Consider the following 17,774-nt stretch of genomic DNA (forward strand, 5'->3'; position numbering starts at 1 on the left):
CCAGATCGATGGCGACGATGGCGACAGTGTTCATGGCGTTACACTCCGATAGGCACCCTGTGAAAGCTTAGAGGGCTGACACAGAGCGGGGCGGGGGTAGCCATTTCATTATTTGTTTCGGGCCAATCACTCCTGTGAGGATGCCGCTGTCCGCCTTGGTGCATGTCTCAAGTCGGGCGAGGCGCCAGTGGCGCCCACTCCAATACCGAGTCGAACCAACAAGGCGTACAGTGATGACCTTTCAGGAGTAACTGGCCCGAAACAAATGTGGGAGCTGGCTTGCCAGCGATGCGCCGCGGGGGCGGCGCTCGATCTCATAGGCGCCATAACCCTTAAGGCCTGCACCTGTACGCCCCACCGCATATCCAAAAAATACCCCCCCACGGACGACCCCAGGACCCCAGCATGACGCTAGCCCAACTCTCCCTCACCCCCCTCGACTGGCTCCCCATCCTCCTCGCGATCTCAGTCGCCTACATCGTCTTCGGCATCGCCGGCTTCGGCACCGCGCTGGTCGCCGGCCCCGTGCTGATCCACTTCATGCCCCTGTCGCGGATCATCCCGCTACTGGTACTGCTGGACTTCGTCGCCGCCTTCGGCAACCTGCTGCCGTCACGCAAGGATGTGGTGCGTGGCGAGCTGCTGCGCCTGCTGCCGTGCATGGCCGTGGGCTGCGCCCTGGGCGTGGTGTTCCTGCTGCGGCTCAAGTCCGACCTGCTGCTGTTGCTGATGGGCCTGTTCGTCACCGCCTACGCGATCTACGGCCTGGCGGTGAAAGTACGCCCGGCGAACCTGTCGGGCCTGTGGGCGGTACCGATGGGCACGGTGGGCGGCCTGTTCGGCGCGCTGTTCGGCAGTGGCGGGTTCCTCTATGCGATCTACCTGAGTGGCCGGCTGGCGTCCAAGGAGCAGGTGCGGGCCACCCAGAGCGCACTGATCAGTTGCAGCACGGTGGTGCGCCTGTCGCTGTTCCTGGTCGCCGGGGTGTATGCCGATACCAGCCTGCTGTTGCTGGCCGCCTGCCTGCTGCCGGTGATGTTCCTCGGGCTGTGGGTTGGCAGGCGATTGACCCTGAAGCTGTCCCGCGAAGCCTTCGTGCGCCTGGTCACCTGGCTGGTGCTGGCCAGCGGCCTGGCCTTGATCGGTCGCTACCTGAGCACGTGAGCAGGCGCTAGAATTGCGCCATTACCGCAGTCCGCAGGCCCGTTTCGTTCATGAACACGCAAAGCATCATCGTCCCCAAACTGTCCACCGTGCCGTCCCACGAAGCCCGCTCAAGGGCCATCCTGCGCTGGCTGGTGCGCGAGAAGATCGTCGAGGAGCAGTTGACCACCTGCGGCCGTACCGGCAATCGCATGGGCCATGCCCTGGCCGAGGGGGCGCGCAAGGTGGCCCTGCACCCGGAGAAACTGCCCTTCGGCGAGCAGGCCAACGGCCTTGAAGTGGTGCTCAAGCGCTGCATCTACACCCCCACCGACGGTTTCCTCGAAGAAGCCGGCTGCCCGGAGTGCCGACGAGAGGTCGGCGAGCCGCTGTTCGAGAGCCTGGAGGAGTGGACGCCGGGGGTAAGCGATAACTTCACCTGCCCGTTGTGCGGCTTCGAGGACGACATCAATGGCTTCCTTTACCTGCAGCCATGTGCCTTTTCCAACCTGGGGTTCATCTTCAACAACTGGGGCGAGGCCGGGTTTACCCAGGCCTTCCTCGACAGCTTTGCCGACTGGCTGGATCAGCCGGTGGCGGTGGTGCAGGTAAAACTGCCACAAGGCTGACCGAAGGCCCTTATTTTGCATTGAGCGGCGCGCCGTGCATGAGTATAATGGCGCGCTTCCATTTTTCCCGCCCGGGAGCCCCCGCGATGCTGCGTATCAGCCAAGAAGCCCTGACTTTCGACGATATCCTCCTTGTACCTGGTTATTCCGAGGTACTGCCCAATGAAGTCAGTCTCAAGACCCGTTTGACTCGTGGCATCGAGCTGAACATTCCCCTGGTCTCCGCCGCCATGGATACCGTGACCGAAGCGCGTCTGGCCATCGCCATGGCCCAGGAAGGCGGCATCGGCATCATCCACAAGAACATGACCATCGAGCAGCAGGCCGGCGAAGTACGCAAGGTCAAGAAGTTCGAGGCTGGCGTGGTCAAGGACCCGATCACCATCGACGCCGACGCCACCGTGCGCGACCTGTTCGACCTGACCCGCCTGAACAACATCTCGGGCGTTCCGGTCCTGGCCAACGGTGACCTGGTCGGTATCGTCACCTCCCGTGACGTGCGTTTCGAAACCCGCCTGGACGCCAAGGTGCGCGAAGTGATGACGCCTAAAGAGCGCCTGGTCACCGTGCGCGAAGGCGCCGACAAGAACGAAGTCCGCGAGCTGCTGCACAAGCACCGCCTGGAAAAAGTCCTGATCGTCGACGACAAGTTCGCGCTCAAGGGCATGATGACCGTCAAGGACATCGAAAAAGCCAAGGCCTACCCACTGGCGAGCAAGGACGACCAAGGTCGCCTGCGCGTGGGGGCCGCGGTCGGCACCGGCAAGGACACCGGCGAGCGGGTTGCCGCCCTGGTTGCCGCCGGCGTTGACGTGGTGGTGGTCGACACCGCCCACGGTCACTCCAAGGGTGTGATCGACCGCGTGCGCTGGGTGAAAGAGACCTACCCGCAAGTGCAGGTGATCGGCGGCAACATCGCCACCGGCGCTGCTGCCAAGGCCCTGGCCGAAGCCGGCGCTGACGCCGTCAAGGTCGGTATCGGCCCAGGCTCGATCTGCACCACCCGTATCGTTGCCGGTGTCGGCGTGCCGCAGATCAGCGCCATCGCCAACGTCGCCGCTGCGCTGGAAGGCACTGGCGTGCCACTGATCGCCGACGGCGGCATCCGCTTCTCCGGTGACCTGTCCAAGGCCATCGTTGCCGGTGCTTCCTGCGTGATGATGGGTTCGATGTTCGCCGGTACCGAAGAAGCCCCGGGTGAAGTCGAACTGTTCCAGGGCCGTTCGTACAAGGCTTACCGCGGCATGGGCTCGCTGGGTGCCATGGCGCAGGCGCAAGGTTCGTCCGACCGTTACTTCCAGGACTCCTCGGCCGGCGCCGAGAAGCTGGTCCCGGAAGGCATCGAAGGCCGCGTTCCCTACAAAGGCGCCCTGTCGGCGATCATCCACCAGCTGATGGGCGGCCTGCGCTCGTCCATGGGCTACACCGGCAGCGCGACCATCGAAGAGATGCGTACCAAGCCGGAGTTCGTGCGCATCACCGGTGCCGGCATGGCCGAGTCCCACGTGCATGACGTGCAGATCACCAAAGAAGCCCCTAACTACCGCGTAGGCTAAGGCTTCCAGCAATTACCGAACGGGGCTGTCATAAACAGCCCCGCGTCGTTTCCGATTTCCACTGACGAGATTTGAGTCATGGCCCTCGACATTCACGCTCACCGCATCCTGATCCTCGATTTCGGTTCCCAGTACACCCAGCTGATCGCCCGCCGCGTGCGCGAAATCGGCGTGTACTGCGAACTGCACCCGTTCGACATGGCCGATGAAGCGATCCGCGAATTCAACCCGCGCGGCATCATCCTCGCCGGCGGCCCCGAGTCGGTCCACGAAGCCAACAGCCCGCGCGCGCCACAGGCCGTGTTCGACCTGAAAGTGCCGGTGCTGGGCATCTGCTACGGCATGCAGACCATGGCCGAACAGATGGGCGGCAAGGTCGAAGGTTCCGAGCTGCGCGAGTTCGGCTACGCCCGCGTTGACGTGGTCGGCAAGAGCCGCCTGCTCGACGGTATCGAAGACCACGTCGACGATGACGGCGTACTGGGCCTGGACGTGTGGATGAGCCACGGCGACAAGGTCACCCAGATGCCGGGCAACTTCCACGTGCTGGCCAGCACCCCGAGCTGCCCGATCGCCGGCATGTACGACGATGCCCTGGGCTACTACGGCGTGCAGTTCCACCCGGAAGTGACCCACACCAAGCAGGGCGGTCGCATCCTCTCGCGCTTCGTCCAGGACATCTGCGGCTGCGAAGCCCTGTGGACCCCGTCGAACATCGTCGAAGACGCCATCGCCCAGGTGCGTGAGCAAGTCGGTTCGGCCAACGTCCTGCTGGGCCTGTCCGGCGGTGTCGACAGCTCGGTAGTTGCCGCGCTGCTGCACCGCGCCATTGGCGACCAGCTGACCTGCGTATTCGTCGACAACGGCCTGCTGCGCCTGCACGAAGGCGACCAGGTGATGGCCATGTTCAAGGAGAACATGGGCGTCAAGGTAATCCGCGCCGACGCCGAGAAGCAGTTCCTCGACAACCTGGAAGGCGAAGCCGACCCGGAGAAGAAGCGCAAGATCATCGGCCGCACCTTCATCGACGTGTTCGATGCCGAAGCCAGCAAGCTGGACAACATCCAGTTCCTTGCCCAGGGCACCATCTACCCTGACGTGATCGAGTCGGCCGGTGCCAAGAGCGGCAAGGCCCACGTGATCAAGTCGCACCACAACGTCGGTGGCCTGCCGGAGGAAATGAACCTCAAGCTGGTCGAGCCGCTGCGCGAGCTGTTCAAGGACGAAGTACGCAAGATCGGCCTGGAGCTGGGCCTGCCGTACGACATGGTCTACCGCCACCCGTTCCCGGGCCCGGGCCTGGGCGTACGTATCCTCGGTGAAGTGAAGAAGGAATACGCCGACATCCTGCGTCGCGCCGACCACATCTTCATCGAAGAGCTGCGCAAGGCCGACTGGTACCACAAGACCAGCCAGGCCTTCGTGGTGTTCCAGCCGGTCAAGTCGGTGGGTGTCGTCGGCGACGGCCGTCGCTACGCCTGGGTCGTGGCGCTGCGCGCCGTCGAGACCGTGGACTTCATGACCGCACGCTGGGCGCACCTGCCGTACGAGCTGCTGGAGACCGTCAGCGGCCGCATCATCAACGAAATCGCCGGTATCTCCCGCGTCACCTACGACGTGTCGAGCAAGCCGCCTGCCACCATCGAGTGGGAATAAGTTGAGCCACAAGGGCGCCGCAAGGCGCCCTTGTTGTATCCGGCATCAGGCCTGGCGCTGGATCACGGCTTCGCAGTGCACCGGGAAGTTCACCGAGTTGGCGATGAAGCATTCGTGATGGGCGTCTTCATGCAGGCGCAGGGCGACTTGCGGATCCGAATCGGCGCTCACCAGCACCTGCGGGCGCAGCACGATGCCGGTGAAATGCCCCTTGCGTTCGTCATCGGCTTCGACCATTCGGCCCTCTGGCTTATCGACATACGCCAGCACATTCACGTTGTTCACCGCGCACAGGTGCAGGTACCACAGCTTGTGGCAGGCTGATACCGAGGCGAGCAGCAGGTCTTCTGGGTTCCAGCGGCTACGGTCGCCGCGAAAAGCCGGGTCGGCCGAACCGGGCAGCGCCGGCTTACCCTGGGCCTCGACACTGAAGTCCCGCTGGTAGGCGGTATAGCGGGTGGTGCCCTGGCCGGTATTGCCGGTCCAGTTCACGGTCAACGCGTAGGTATGTTCCTTCATGACCCTTCCTTGCGAGTGCGTATGGACGGGGGATGATTGCACATCACTCGCGTGGCTTGGGGTCTTTAGCAAACAGCGCCTTCTGGTACGCGTCGTAGGACAGCAAGCGGTTCTTCATGGCCGTGAATGCATCACCTTCGACCGGCTGCGGGTTCTTTTCCTGTGGGTCGTCCTCGAGGTGGTAGCGCACCAGGGTATCCGGGCTGTATTCGTAGATGTACTTGTACGGGTGCTCCACCACTGCAGAGGACAACTGGTCGAAGAACGTCGACATGTAAAACACCCGCTTGCCGTGGTCCCTGAGCAAGCTGATGCCTTGTACGTTGAACGGCGCGTCGGCCACCGCGAAGAAGTCGGCAATGGTGGGGGCGATGTCGGTCTGCTGGCTGGTGGTCGCTATCGGCTTGGCCAGGGTCTTGCCCTTGGCCCAGAAAATCAGCGGCACGGTCACTTCTTCTTCGTGCATGGACGAGTTGTGAATGAACAGCCCGTGTTCGCCGAACGACTCGCCATGGTCGCCCACCAGCACGAACAGGGTCGAGTCGAGCAGGCCCGCCTTGTCGTACCCCTCGAGCATCTGCCCGATCAGGGTGTCGGTGTTCTCGATGCAGGTTTCGTACTTTTCCAGCGCGGACTGTGAAGGGGTCGTGCCCGTGCAGTCGTAGGGGTAATGCGCGGCGCTTGGGAAATACAACGCGATAAAGCCTTGGCCGGATTTGCTGATGGCCTGCAGGTGAGGAATGCTGGATGTGTACAGCAGCTCGTCGCTGTCGCCAAAACTGCTGTTGTTCAGCGCCTGTGTGTTGGCGGGCGCGATGTCGGTGACGGCATAGGCGTTGGCAACACCGATGGATTTGAGGAAGCCGTCCATGTTTTCGAACTGCAGGAACAGGGAGCTGAAGGCGACGGCTTGCATGTTCTTCTTGCGTGTCAGTTCATGGATCACGCCCGGCTGATGCAGCGGCATTGCCTCTTTGATTTCAACGCCGGGGTAGGCGTGCTGCCCGGTGAAGATCGAGTAGTAGCCCTTGGATGAATGGGGCACCGTCACATACGACTTGAACAGCATGCCCTCGCGGGAAAGCCTGTCGAAGGTGGGGAAGCGCTGGGCCGTGCTGACTTCGGCGCCGAAAATGCTGTTCCAGCGCACCGACTCCATGACGATGTACACCAGGTTCTTGAAGTCTGCTGCGGGCACGGTTTCAAGCTTGGGCAGGGTGTTGATGGAAGACACGGGGTAAGCGGGTTGTTCGAAGGGCAGCAGGTTGGGGTGCAGGCTGGCATTCACCTGGGTGGCGTTCTGCAGGGCTGAGACCAGCGGGCGGATGACGATGTTGTCATTCAGGTCGTAGCGGGCGTCCTTGGCGAAGATCGCGCCCAGCAGCAGGCCGCACAACAGTACGCCTACGCCCAGTGTGCGTGCCCTTGTCGGCGCTGCAGGCGAGCGCTTGAATGCCTGGTAGGTGGCCAGGCCCACCAGTCCCCAGGTGGCCAGGTAAGCCAGCAGCAGCACGAACACGATGAAGCGGAAGGTCAGGCCAAAGCCTGCCAGCTGGTTGAGAAACACCGGCGCCCCTGACGTCAGGTTGCTGGCATTCTCCAGGCTGTACTGGATCAGCGACCAGTCCAGCGGCTTGAGCCAGAGCTCCCTGACGCGCATGTCTATCAGCAGGAACAGCAGCAACGCGCCACACAAGATGCTGACCAGGAAAAAGTTGTACCTGTGCCTGCGCAGCGTGGTGACCGCCACCAGATAGACCAGGCCGGCCAGCAGCAGGTCTTGCAGGAGGTACAGGGCGATACTGGCAAGGTCGGTGTCGATCCAGCGGTTGGCGAAGTAGCTGACCAGGATGATCTTCGGCACCAGCAGCAGCGCCACGGCAAACACCAGCGCAACCTCAAGCAGGTGGTTTCTTCGCTCCATGGTGTTTCGCTCCCCCGAGTCCCTGCACAGGCCAATGACATCACTTAAGCAGCACGTCCCTGTTTGGGCAAGAAAGCCCCGGGGCGGCCTTGGGCGGCACTGCGACAAGACTTCACTTAATATTTCGCAAATGCAGGTGTATCGTATTCGCCCTTCATCGCCGGCCCCAGCTGGCAGACAGACTGCGCAAAAACGAGGTACCCGCACCGATGTCCTTTACCCGTCGACAAATGCTCAAGGGCCTGACCGGCCTGGTGGTGGTAGGCCTGGGCGCCGGGGGCGCAGCGCGCTACTGGCTGGGCAAGGTCGAGGACGACAACGCCGGGCACGACTACGAGCTGATCGCCGCCCCCCTGGATGTCGAGCTGGTGCCAGGTTTCAAGACCGAGGCCTGGGCCTTCGGCCCGTCGGCGCCGGGTACCGAGTTGCGGGTGCGCCAGGGCACCTGGTTGCGGGTGCGCTTCATCAACCACCTGCCGGTGGAGACCACCATTCATTGGCACGGCATCCGCCTGCCGCTGGAGATGGACGGTGTGCCTTATGTGTCGCAGTTGCCGGTCAAGCCGGGCGAGTACTTCGACTACAAGTTCAAGGTGCCGGACGCGGGCAGTTACTGGTACCACCCCCACGTCAGCAGCTCCGAGGAACTCGGCCGTGGGCTGGTGGGCCCGCTGATCGTCGAGGAACGCGAGCCGACTGGCTTTGCGCACGAACGCACCCTCAGCCTGAAAAACTGGCATGTCGACGAGCAGGGCGCCTGGATGCCCTTCAGCGTGCCGCGCGAGGCCGCGCGCAACGGCACCGCAGGCCGGCTGATCACCATCAATGGCCAGGCCGACTCGGTCACCGAGCTGCCGGCCGGGCAGGTGGTGCGGGTGCGCCTGCTGAACCTGGACAACACCTGGACCTACCGCCTCAACCTCAAGGGCAACTGCGAGGCGATGATCTACGCCCTCGATGGCAACCCCATCACACCGCGGCCGCTGGACGACGATTACTGGCTCGGGCCGGGCATGCGTATCTGCCTGGCCATCCGTATTCCCGAGGCGGGCGAGGAGATCTCCCTGCGCGACGGTTTCGTGCGCCTGGGTACCCTGCGCTCGGTGGCCAGCAACCAGGCGCCGGGCGACTGGCCCAAGGCGCTGCCGGCCAACCCGATTGCCGAGCCAGACCTCAAGAATGCCGAGAAACTGAACTTCAACTTCGAGTGGGTCGGCAAGGTCTCGGTGAATACCGACAATGGCAAGCCGCCAAGCCTGTGGCAGATCAACGGCCAGGCCTGGGACATCACCGACAAGACCTGCGCCGACCGGCCGATCGCCACGCTGCAGAAGGGCAAGAGCTACATCTTCGAGCTGAAGAACATGACCCAATACCAGCACCCGATCCACCTGCATGGCATGAGTTTCAAGGTGATCGCCTCCAATCGCCGCAAGATCGTCGAGCCATGGTTCACCGACACCTACCTGTTGGGCAAGAACGAGCGTGCCCAGGTGGCCCTGGTGGCCGATAACCCGGGGACCTGGATGTTCCATTGCCATGTCATCGACCACATGGAAACCGGCCTGATGGCCGCGATCGCGGTGGTCTGATGCGACCACAGATCATCGATCGCAGCCGCGATCAGGAGTTCATGCGCCTGGCGCTGCAACTGGCCGCCGAAGGCGCGAGCCTGGGCGAAGTGCCGGTGGGGGCGGTGCTGGTGCAGCACGGCCAGGTGATCGGCCAGGGCTTCAACCGGCCGATCATCGACAGCGACCCCAGCGCCCATGCCGAGATGGTCGCCATCCGTGCGGCGGCGCAGGCTGCCAGCAACTACCGGCTGCCAGGCAGCACCCTGTATGTGACGCTGGAGCCGTGCAGCATGTGTGCCGGGCTGATCGTCCATTCACGGGTGGCGCGGGTGGTGTATGGGGCGTTGGAGCCCAAGGCCGGCATCGTGCAGAGCCAGGGGCAGTTCTTCGGGCAGGGCTTTCTCAACCATCGGGTGATGGTCGAGGGTGGAGTGTTGGCCGAGGAGTGCGGGGCGATTCTGAGCGAGTTCTTCAAGGCCCGACGGGCGAAAACCTGAGTCCTGAAAGGCTTGTGTTGGCTGTGCCGGCCCTTTCGCGGGCAAGCCCGCTCCCACAGGTTCAGCGCAAGCTTCAAAAACCAGGGGGCTTCTGAGGGAGCGGGCTTGCCCGCGAAGAGGCCGGTACATCCGGCAAACATCCCTCCGGCCGCCCGTGTCACATCGGCGCCGGCTGCTCCGCCGGCTTGTCCTTGTTGACCCCCGGCACATGCAGGTTGCCTTCGGCCACCTGGCCTTCGAGCTGCGGCTGGGTCACCCAGGTGAGGATGTCGTAGTAACGGCGGATGTTGGCCACGAAGTGCACCGGCTCACCGCCGCGGGCATAGCCGTACTTGGTCTTGCTGTACCACTGCTTCTGCGACAGGCGCGGCAGCATCTTCTTCACGTCCAGCCACTTGTTCGGGTCGAGCTTCTCGCGCTTGGCCAGGGTGCGGGCGTCTTCCAGGTGGCCGCTGCCGACGTTGTAGGCGGCCAGGGCGAACCAGGTGCGGTCGGGCTCCTTGATGCTGTCGTCGAGCTCTTCCTTGATCTTCATGAAGTACTTGGCACCACCCTGGATGCTCTGTTTGGGGTCCAGGCGGTTGGATACCCCCATGGCCTGGGCGGTGCGCTGGGTGAGCATCATCAGGCCGCGCACGCCGGTCTTGGAGGTGACCTCTGGCTGCCACATGGATTCCTGGTAGCCGATCGCTGCCAGCAGGCGCCAGTCCACCTGCTCGACCTTGGCGTAGCTCTTGAAGTGCTTCTCGTACTTGGGCAGGCGCTGCTGCAGGTGCTGGGCGAAGGTGTAGGCGCCCACGTAGCCGAGTACATCGACGTGGCCGTAGTAACGGTCTTTCAGGCGCTGCAGGGTGCCGTTCTTCTGCGCCTTGTCGAGGAACTCGTTGACTTCGTTGAGCAGGCTGTTGTCGTCGCCAGCGGCCACCGCCCAGCGCTGGTCGCGGCTGTCGCCCAGGTCGAAGGCCACGCGCACATTGGGGAAGTAGACCTGGTTCATCGCCAGTTCATTGGAGTCGACCAGGGTCAGGTCGATCTGGCCTTCGTCTACCATGCGCAGCAGGTCGACCACTTCGACGGCGTCGGACTCTTCGTATTCCAGCCCCGGGTTCTGCTTTTTCAGTTCCGCCAGTTGGTCGGCGTGGCTGCTGCCCTTGAGCACCATGATCTTCTTGCCCACCAGGCCCTTGGCGTTGGTGGGGCGCGACCGGCCATTGCGGTAGATGACTTGCGGCGTGACTTCAAGGTAGGGGTGGGAGAACTTCGCCTGGGTGGCGCGCCGCTCGCTGCTGACCAGGCCGGCGGCGGCCAGCACCGGGCCGGACGGCTTGCCCAGCTGGTCGAACAGTTGGTCGAGGTTGTCGGCGGTCTCGATCTGCAGCTTGACCCCCAGGTCGTCGGCAAAGCGCTTGACCAGCTCGTACTCGAAGCCGGTTTCGCCGTTGCGGTCCTGGAAGTAGGTGGCCGGGCTGTTGCGGGTAATCACGCGCAATACGCCGTCCTCCTTGACGCGCTCGAGGGTGCTGGGTTTTTCAACACAGGCACCGAGCATCAGGAAGAGTCCGGTTGCGAAGAGCCATTTGGCGCAACGCTGGCGCAAAGCAGTGTGGGCGAACATAGCGTGCAGTATACGCAAAGGACTGCTGGCGCCATATCTCGACAATCTACGGGTTGTCTGATAGCTGGCCGAGCTGCTAGCGGTAAGCGACAAGCTGCAAGCAACAGCAGTCGGTGCACAGCCTGCCTTTTCTTGTAGCTTGGAGCTCGAAGCTTGCAGCTGTTTTTTCTGACCTCGAAGTCCGGTTCGGCCGCCCGGCAGCCGTGGCTTAGAGCGGGTGCCGAAAGCCTGCAAATTAGGCTAGAATGCACGGCCTCTAAGCACACCCCTTCCTGAGGCTGTCCCGACGATGTTGATCCTGCGCGGCGCTCCTGCCCTTTCTGCCTTTCGCCACGGTAAATTACTCGAGCAACTGAGCCAGAAAGTCCCCGCTGTTACTGGTTTGTATGCCGAATTTGCCCATTTCGCCGACGTCGACGGCGAGCTGACCGCCGACCAGCAGCAGGTGCTGGGCCGTCTGCTCAAGTACGGCCCGAGCGTGCCGGTGCAGGAGCCGACCGGGCGCCTGTTCCTGGTGGTCCCGCGCCTGGGCACCATCTCGCCCTGGGCATCCAAGGCCAGCGACATCGCCCACAACTGCGGCCTGCAGTCGATCCAGCGCCTGGAGCGCGGCATCGCCTACTATGTTGCCGGTGCCCTGAGCGACGCTGACGCCGCACTGATCGCCGCCGAACTGCACGACCGCATGACCCAGCGCGTGCTCGGCCAGCTGGAGCAGGCTGCAGACCTGTTCAGCCACGCCCAGCCCAAGCCGATGACCTCGGTCGACATTCTGGCCGGTGGCCGCGCCGCCCTCGCGCAAGCCAACATCGACCTGGGCCTGGCCCTGGCCGAAGACGAGATCGACTACCTGGTCAATGCCTTCCAGGGCTTGAAGCGCAACCCGAACGACATCGAACTGATGATGTTCGCCCAGGCCAACTCCGAGCACTGCCGCCACAAGATCTTCAACGCCAGCTGGGACATCGACGGCCAGGCGCAAGAGAAGAGCCTGTTCGGCATGATCAAGAACACCTACCAGATGCACAACGAAGGTGTGTTGTCCGCGTACAAGGACAACGCCTCGGTGATCGTCGGTTCGGTGGCCGGCCGCTTCTTCCCGAACCCTGAAACCCGCCAGTACGGTGCGGTGCAGGAGCCGGTGCACATCCTGATGAAGGTCGAGACCCACAACCACCCGACCGCCATCGCCCCGTTCTCCGGCGCTTCCACCGGCTCCGGTGGCGAGATTCGCGACGAAGGTGCCACCGGCCGCGGCGCCAAGCCCAAGGCTGGCCTGACCGGCTTCACCGTGTCCAACCTGCGTATTCCGGGCTTCGAACAGCCCTGGGAAAAGGCCTACGGCAAGCCGGAGCGCATCGTCGACGCGCTGGACATCATGATCGAAGGCCCGCTGGGCGGCGCCGCGTTCAACAACGAGTTCGGCCGTCCGGCCCTGACCGGTTACTTCCGTACCTTCGAACAAAGCATCAACACCCTCCACGGCGAAGAAGTGCGCGGCTACCACAAGCCGATCATGCTCGCCGGCGGCATGGGCAACATCCGTGAAGACCACGTGCAGAAGGGCGAGATCACCGTCGGCGCCAAGCTGATCGTGCTCGGCGGCCCGGCCATGCTGATCGGCCTGGGCGGCGGCGCCGCTTCGTCGGTGGCCACTGGCGCCAGCTCCGCCGACCTGGACTTCGCCTCGGTACAGCGCGAAAACCCGGAAATGGAGCGCCGTTGCCAGGAGGTCATCGACCGTTGCTGGCAGTTGGGTGACAAGAACCCGATCGCCTTCATCCACGACGTGGGTGCCGGCGGTATCTCCAACGCCTTCCCTGAGCTGGTGAACGACGGTGGCCGCGGCGGCCGCTTCGAACTGCGCAACGTGCCCAACGACGAGCCGGGCATGGCCCCGCACGAGATCTGGAGCAACGAATCGCAGGAGCGCTACGTGCTGGCGGTCAGCGCCGAAGACTTCGAGCGCTTCCAGGCCATCTGCGAGCGCGAGCGTTGCCCGTTCGCGGTGGTCGGCGAGGCCACCGCAGAGCCGCACCTGACCGTTACCGACAGCCACTTCGACAACACCCCGGTGGACATGCCACTGGATGTGCTGCTGGGCAAGCCGCCGCGCATGCACCGTTCGGTCACCCGCGAAGCAGAGCTGGGCGATGAGTTCGACCCGAGCACGCTGGAGCTGGCTGATTCGGTCGAACGCGTCCTGCGTCACCCGGCCGTGGCCAGCAAGAGCTTCCTGATCACCATCGGCGACCGCACCATCACCGGGCTGGTCGCCCGCGACCAGATGGTCGGCCCGTGGCAGGTCCCGGTAGCCGACTGCGCCGTCACCGCCACCAGCTTCGACGTATACACCGGCGAAGCCATGGCCATGGGCGAGCGCACCCCGCTGGCACTGCTGGATGCCCCGGCATCCGGCCGCATGGCGATTGGCGAGACCATTACCAACCTGGCTGCCTCGCGCATCGAAAAACTGTCCGACATCAAGCTGTCGGCCAACTGGATGTCCGCCGCTGGCCACCCGGGTGAAGACGCCCGCCTGTACGACACCGTCAAGGCCGTGGGCATGGAGCTGTGCCCTGAGCTGGGCATCACCATCCCGGTCGGCAAAGACTCGATGTCGATGAAGACCCAGTGGAGCGAAGAGGGCGCGCAGAAGAGCGTGACCTCGCCGATGTCGCTGATCATCACCGGCTTCGCCCCGGTCACCGACATCCGCAAGACCTTGACCCCGCAACTGCGCATGGACAAGGGCGAAACCGACCTGATCCTGATCGACCTGGGCCGCGGTCAAAACCGCATGGGCGCCTCGATCCTGGCGCAGACCCACGGCAAGCTGGCCAGTGCCGCGCCTGACGTCGACGACGCTGAAGACCTCAAGGCCTTCTTCGCCGTGATTCAGGGCCTCAACGCCGATGGCCACCTGTTGGCCTACCACGACCGTTCCGACGGCGGCCTGATGACCACCGTGCTGGAAATGGCCTTCGCTGGCCACTGTGGCCTGGAGTTGGAACTCGATACCCTGACCAGCAAGCGCGAGAAAATCGCGGCCATCCTCTTCAACGAGGAGCTGGGCGCGGTGATCCAGGTGCGTCAGGATGCCACCCCGGACGTACTGGCGCAGTTCAGCGCCGCCGGCCTGGGTGAGGACTGCGTCGCTGTGATCGGCCAGCCGATCAACAATGGTGAAGTGCTGATCAAGTTCGAAGGCACCGAGCTGTTCAAGGGCGATCGCCGCCTGCTGCAGCGCCAGTGGGCCGAGACCAGCTACCAGGTCCAGCGCCTGCGCGACAACGCCGACTGCGCCGACCAGGAATTCGACCTGCTGCTCGAAGAAGACAACCCCGGCTTGTCGGTCAAGCTCGGCTACGACGTCAACGACGACATCGCCGCGCCGTACATCAAGAAGGGCGTGCGCCCGCAAGTGGCGATCCTGCGCGAGCAGGGCGTCAACGGCCAGGTCGAGATGGCCGCCGCCTTCGACCGCGCAGGCTTTGCCGCGATCGACGTGCACATGAGCGACATCCTCGCCGGCCGTGTCGACTTCGAAGCCTTCAAAGGCCTGGTGGCCTGCGGTGGTTTCTCCTATGGCGACGTGCTGGGTGCCGGTGAAGGCTGGGCCAAGTCGGCGCTGTTCAACGCCCGTGCCCGCGATGCCTTCCAGGCCTTCTTCGAGCGTACCGACAGCTTCGCCCTGGGCGTGTGCAACGGTTGCCAGATGATGTCCAACCTGCACGAGCTGATCCCGGGCACCGAGTACTGGCCGCACTTCGTGCGCAACCGCTCGGAGCAGTTCGAGGCGCGCGTGGCCATGGTCGAAGTGCAGAAGTCCAACTCGATCTTCCTGCAGGGCATGGCCGGTTCGCGCATGCCGATCGCCATCGCCCACGGCGAAGGCCATGCCGAGTTCGCCAGCGAAGAGGCACTGCTCGAAGCCGACCTGTCCGGTTGCGTGGCCCTGCGCTACGTCGACAACCACGGCAAGGTCACCGAAGCCTACCCGGCCAACCCGAACGGCTCGCCGCGCGGGATCACCGGCCTCACCAGCCGCGACGGCCGCGTGACCATCATGATGCCGCACCCGGAGCGTATGTTCCGTGCCGTGCAGAACTCCTGGCGCCCGGACGAGTGGCAGGAAGACGCGGCCCTGATGCGCATGTTCCGTAACGCGCGCGTCTGGGTGAACTAAGGGTGCACAAGCTCGCCTTCTTCGTCCCAGGCAGCCATGTCGAAGTGGTCAAGGCCGCTGTATTCGCCGCCGGTGGCGGGCGCATCGGCAGCTATGACCACTGCGCCTGGCAAACCCTCGGCCAGGGCCAGTTCCGCCCGTTGGACGGCAGCCAGCCGTACCTTGGGCAGGCCGGCCAGGTCGAGCAGGTCGAGGAGTGGAAGGTGGAGCTGGTGGTGGCTGACGAACTGATCGTTGAGGTCGTCGGCGCGCTCAAACGGAGCCATCCGTATGAGACACCGGCCTATGAGGTTTGGCCTCTGGCCGATTTCTAAGGCGCATCGCAGTATCCATAGTGCGGGGCAAGTGTGCTCCCACAATTCCCGTTGTCACCAGGGGATCGTGGGAACGGACTTGCCCCGCACTGTTTTTCAGGCCGTGCCTATTTCCCCGCCATCCAGCCGCTGAATCACTACGGTCGACGACCGCGGTCGTACCTTGCTACCTGCTGGGGTGGCCTGGGTGGCTACCTCCGTGGCCGGCCAGTTGTCCGGGTGCTGGATGTTGACGAACAGGGTCTTGTTATCCGGCGTAAAAGTGATGCCCGTCACTTCGCAGCCATTGGGCCCGACGAAGAAACGCCGCAGGTCTGCCTGATTGCCGGCATTGACCGCAACCTGCTTGCCATTGCCATCCACCAGGTCGGTGGGGATCACCGCCAGCAGCTGGTCGTTGGTGTAGCTGGTCAGGGTCTGTTCGCCGTTGTCGGTCTCGAACCACAGTACGCCGCGGCTATCGAAGCGCATGCCGTCGGGGCTGGCGAACTGGTTCATCTCGGTCAGGCCCGAGCGGTTGATGTCCGGGCCGCCGGCGGCGTTGGCGCCGAACACGAAGATGTCCCAGGTGAAGCGCTGGTGATCGTCGCTGTCGTGCCAACGGATGATGTGGCCGTGGCGGTTGGGGCCGCGCGGGTTGGCCGCATCGACCTTGTCCGGGCTGCGCGCGCTGTTGTTGGTCAGGGTGAGGTAGGCGTCGCCATTGAGCGGGTTGACCGCGGTCCACTCGGGGCGGTCCATCGGCGTTGCGCCCACGGCGTCGGCGGCGCCACGGGTATTGAGGATGATGCCCGCCAGGTCGCCATAACGAGCCCCCAGGGTGGCGCCGTCCGTCGTGGCGGTTGCGGCATCGAGCAGTAGCCACACACCCTTGCCGTCAGCATCGAAGCGCGCCACATAGAGCTTGCCCTTGTCCAGGTACTTGGCGCCGGTGGCCAGGCGGTCGGCAGGCTTGGCGTCGGCCGGGTCCCACGGCGTGTCCGAAACGAACTTGTACAGGTACTCGTTGTTGGAGTCGTCGCCGGTGTACCAGACCAGTGGCTTGCCGGCCACGGCCAGGCCCGGGCAGCAGCCCTCGTGGCGGAATCGGCCCAGCGCGGTGCGCTTCACTGCCCGGGTGGCGCTGTTGTAGGGGTCGATCTCGACGATGTAGCCGTAGGTGCTGGCCTCGTTGCGGAAGTCGTCGCTGGCGCTGGCACCGCTTGGGGTGACGTCGAAACGGGCGAATTCGTCGTCGAATTCACTGGCGTCGCCGGCAGCGGTTTCCCAACCGTACTGACCGGTGGTGGCGGAGACACCGATGCGCACCTGGTCGGCGGGGCGGGTAGCGGTGTTGACGAAGATGCCCGGCCAGTTCTCCTCGCAGGTCAGGTAGGTGCCCCAAGGGGTGTAGCCGTTGCCGCAGTTGTTGTTGGTGCCACGGCATTCCACGCCGCTGGGCGAAAAGCGCGTCTTGACGTGCTCTGTGCCACGCAGGGGCCCGGCGATGTCCATCACCGTGGCGGTGGTGAAGCGCCGGTTGAGCGGGTCGTTGTCGACCACTTGCCAGCGCCCGTTGACCTTGCGGATACGCACCACGCCGGCGCCGTGGGCGTTGATCTCTTTGCGTACCTCTTCGGCTGGGCGTTTGCCGTCGACCGTGGTGGGGCCGGCCGGGTGCAGGGCGGCGGTGTCGATGTATTCGAAGTTGATCGCCAGCAGGCCGTCGTCGGAGCTGCCGTCGATGGGGAAGAAATGCATGCCGTCATGGTGCATGCCCATGGCATTGGCCTGGTCGGCGGCGCTGTTGCTGCCGTCCGCTTGCCAAGGCTTGCCGCCGCTGTTGAGCGGTGTGCCCCAGGGCGCCAGTACATAGGCGCTGTAGCCGGCGGCGACGACGCAGGCGTCGGTGCGCGAGCCCTTGATCGATTGGAAGCCAAGTTTGGGCGTGGCAGGTTTCGGCGTAGGGGCAGGGCTGCTGGCGCCGCTATCGAAGCAGCCGGCCAGGCCTGCGCCGGCGATCATGGCAATCGCAGCGCCCAGGCCGCCGCGCACTACCGCCCGACGGCTCAGGTAGGCGTCCATGACGCTGGCCATCGGCAGGTTGCCGCTCAGGTTGCGGTCCAGGTTGTCGCCGCTGTCTCGACTCATCAGGTGTCCTTTTTTATCTGAGTTGAAG

General features: G+C 64.2%; 12 protein-coding genes. 8 read left to right on the forward strand and 4 right to left on the reverse strand.

The window, feature by feature from the left end; translation table 11 throughout:
* The first annotated feature begins 405 nt into the window (after positions 1-405).
* The 4 genes from L6D77_RS22540 (at position 406) to guaA (ending at position 4,984) form a co-directional block, all read left to right on the forward strand.
* Positions 406-1,164 carry a sulfite exporter TauE/SafE family protein gene (locus L6D77_RS22540; RefSeq protein WP_232885156.1) on the forward strand — a complete coding sequence of 253 codons (759 nt, stop codon included), beginning with the start codon at positions 406-408 and terminating at the stop codon, positions 1,162-1,164.
* Between the two features lie 50 nt (positions 1,165-1,214).
* The gene (locus L6D77_RS22545) at positions 1,215-1,772 is read left to right on the forward strand and encodes a sugar ABC transporter ATPase (RefSeq protein WP_232885155.1); all 558 of its coding nucleotides are present in this window, start codon (positions 1,215-1,217) and stop codon (positions 1,770-1,772) included.
* Between the two features lie 86 nt (positions 1,773-1,858).
* On the forward strand, positions 1,859-3,328 hold the full coding sequence (gene guaB, locus L6D77_RS22550; protein WP_110993278.1) for an IMP dehydrogenase: 1,470 nt from the start codon (positions 1,859-1,861) through the stop codon (positions 3,326-3,328).
* 78 nt (positions 3,329-3,406) lie between these two features.
* Positions 3,407-4,984, forward strand: a complete 1,578-nt coding sequence (gene guaA, locus L6D77_RS22555; RefSeq protein ID WP_232885154.1) for a glutamine-hydrolyzing GMP synthase — start codon at positions 3,407-3,409, stop codon at positions 4,982-4,984.
* 45 nt (positions 4,985-5,029) lie between these two features.
* On the opposite strand, the gene L6D77_RS22560 is transcribed toward guaA, so the two are convergent.
* Together L6D77_RS22560 and L6D77_RS22565 are read right to left on the reverse strand one after the other, a co-directional pair.
* A complete protein-coding gene (locus tag L6D77_RS22560) occupies positions 5,030-5,503 on the reverse strand; it encodes an OsmC family protein (RefSeq protein ID WP_232885153.1) in 474 nt (157 codons plus the stop codon).
* Between the two features lie 43 nt (positions 5,504-5,546).
* Positions 5,547-7,427 carry an LTA synthase family protein gene (locus L6D77_RS22565; RefSeq protein WP_232885152.1) on the reverse strand — a complete coding sequence of 627 codons (1,881 nt, stop codon included), beginning with the start codon at positions 7,425-7,427 and terminating at the stop codon, positions 5,547-5,549.
* 209 nt (positions 7,428-7,636) lie between these two features.
* Between L6D77_RS22565 and L6D77_RS22570 the strand changes: the two genes are divergently transcribed.
* Both L6D77_RS22570 and tadA read left to right on the forward strand, forming a co-directional pair.
* Complete coding sequence (locus L6D77_RS22570; protein WP_232885151.1) at positions 7,637-9,019, forward strand: multicopper oxidase family protein; 1,383 nt, start codon at positions 7,637-7,639, stop codon at positions 9,017-9,019.
* The gene (tadA, locus tag L6D77_RS22575) at positions 9,019-9,498 is read left to right on the forward strand and encodes a tRNA adenosine(34) deaminase TadA (RefSeq protein ID WP_232885150.1); all 480 of its coding nucleotides are present in this window, start codon (positions 9,019-9,021) and stop codon (positions 9,496-9,498) included. The genes L6D77_RS22570 and tadA overlap by 1 nt, the downstream gene beginning before the upstream one ends.
* A 157-nt stretch (positions 9,499-9,655) precedes the next feature.
* On the opposite strand, the gene mltF is transcribed toward tadA, so the two are convergent.
* The gene (gene mltF / locus L6D77_RS22580) at positions 9,656-11,113 is read right to left on the reverse strand and encodes a membrane-bound lytic murein transglycosylase MltF (protein ID WP_232885149.1); all 1,458 of its coding nucleotides are present in this window, start codon (positions 11,111-11,113) and stop codon (positions 9,656-9,658) included.
* Positions 11,114-11,402: 289 nt separating this feature from the next.
* Between mltF and purL the strand changes: the two genes are divergently transcribed.
* Together purL and L6D77_RS22590 are read left to right on the forward strand one after the other, a co-directional pair.
* Entirely contained in the window at positions 11,403-15,302 is a 3,900-nt protein-coding gene (gene purL / locus L6D77_RS22585; protein ID WP_232885148.1) for a phosphoribosylformylglycinamidine synthase, read from the forward strand.
* A 2-nt stretch (positions 15,303-15,304) separates the two neighbouring features.
* On the forward strand, positions 15,305-15,616 hold the full coding sequence (locus L6D77_RS22590) for a YqfO family protein (RefSeq protein ID WP_232885147.1): 312 nt from the start codon (positions 15,305-15,307) through the stop codon (positions 15,614-15,616).
* A gap of 96 nt (positions 15,617-15,712) precedes the next feature.
* Here L6D77_RS22590 and L6D77_RS22595 read toward each other — a convergent pair whose 3' ends face one another.
* Positions 15,713-17,746: a PhoX family protein gene (locus tag L6D77_RS22595; protein WP_232885146.1), complete on the reverse strand. Its 2,034-nt coding sequence runs from the start codon at positions 17,744-17,746 to the stop codon at positions 15,713-15,715.
* Positions 17,747-17,774 lie beyond the last annotated feature (28 nt).

Origin of the sequence: Pseudomonas parasichuanensis (genome assembly GCF_021601385.1) — a bacterium.
Lineage (GTDB): Bacteria > Pseudomonadota > Gammaproteobacteria > Pseudomonadales > Pseudomonadaceae > Aquipseudomonas > Aquipseudomonas parasichuanensis.

What these genes read in the sequence shown, in the direction of transcription:
- L6D77_RS22540 (WP_232885156.1), top strand. Translation starts at nt 406, where the DNA reads ATGACGCTAGCCCAACTCTCCCTCACCCCCCTCGACTGGCTCCCCATC.
- L6D77_RS22545 (WP_232885155.1), top strand. Translation starts at nt 1,215, where the DNA reads ATGAACACGCAAAGCATCATCGTCCCCAAACTGTCCACCGTGCCGTCC.
- guaB (WP_110993278.1), top strand. Translation starts at nt 1,859, where the DNA reads ATGCTGCGTATCAGCCAAGAAGCCCTGACTTTCGACGATATCCTCCTT.
- guaA (WP_232885154.1), top strand. Translation starts at nt 3,407, where the DNA reads ATGGCCCTCGACATTCACGCTCACCGCATCCTGATCCTCGATTTCGGT.
- L6D77_RS22560 (WP_232885153.1), bottom strand. Translation starts at nt 5,503, where the DNA reads ATGAAGGAACATACCTACGCGTTGACCGTGAACTGGACCGGCAATACC.
- L6D77_RS22565 (WP_232885152.1), bottom strand. Translation starts at nt 7,427, where the DNA reads ATGGAGCGAAGAAACCACCTGCTTGAGGTTGCGCTGGTGTTTGCCGTG.
- L6D77_RS22570 (WP_232885151.1), top strand. Translation starts at nt 7,637, where the DNA reads ATGTCCTTTACCCGTCGACAAATGCTCAAGGGCCTGACCGGCCTGGTG.
- tadA (WP_232885150.1), top strand. Translation starts at nt 9,019, where the DNA reads ATGCGACCACAGATCATCGATCGCAGCCGCGATCAGGAGTTCATGCGC.
- mltF (WP_232885149.1), bottom strand. Translation starts at nt 11,113, where the DNA reads ATGTTCGCCCACACTGCTTTGCGCCAGCGTTGCGCCAAATGGCTCTTC.
- purL (WP_232885148.1), top strand. Translation starts at nt 11,403, where the DNA reads ATGTTGATCCTGCGCGGCGCTCCTGCCCTTTCTGCCTTTCGCCACGGT.
- L6D77_RS22595 (WP_232885146.1), bottom strand. Translation starts at nt 17,746, where the DNA reads ATGAGTCGAGACAGCGGCGACAACCTGGACCGCAACCTGAGCGGCAAC.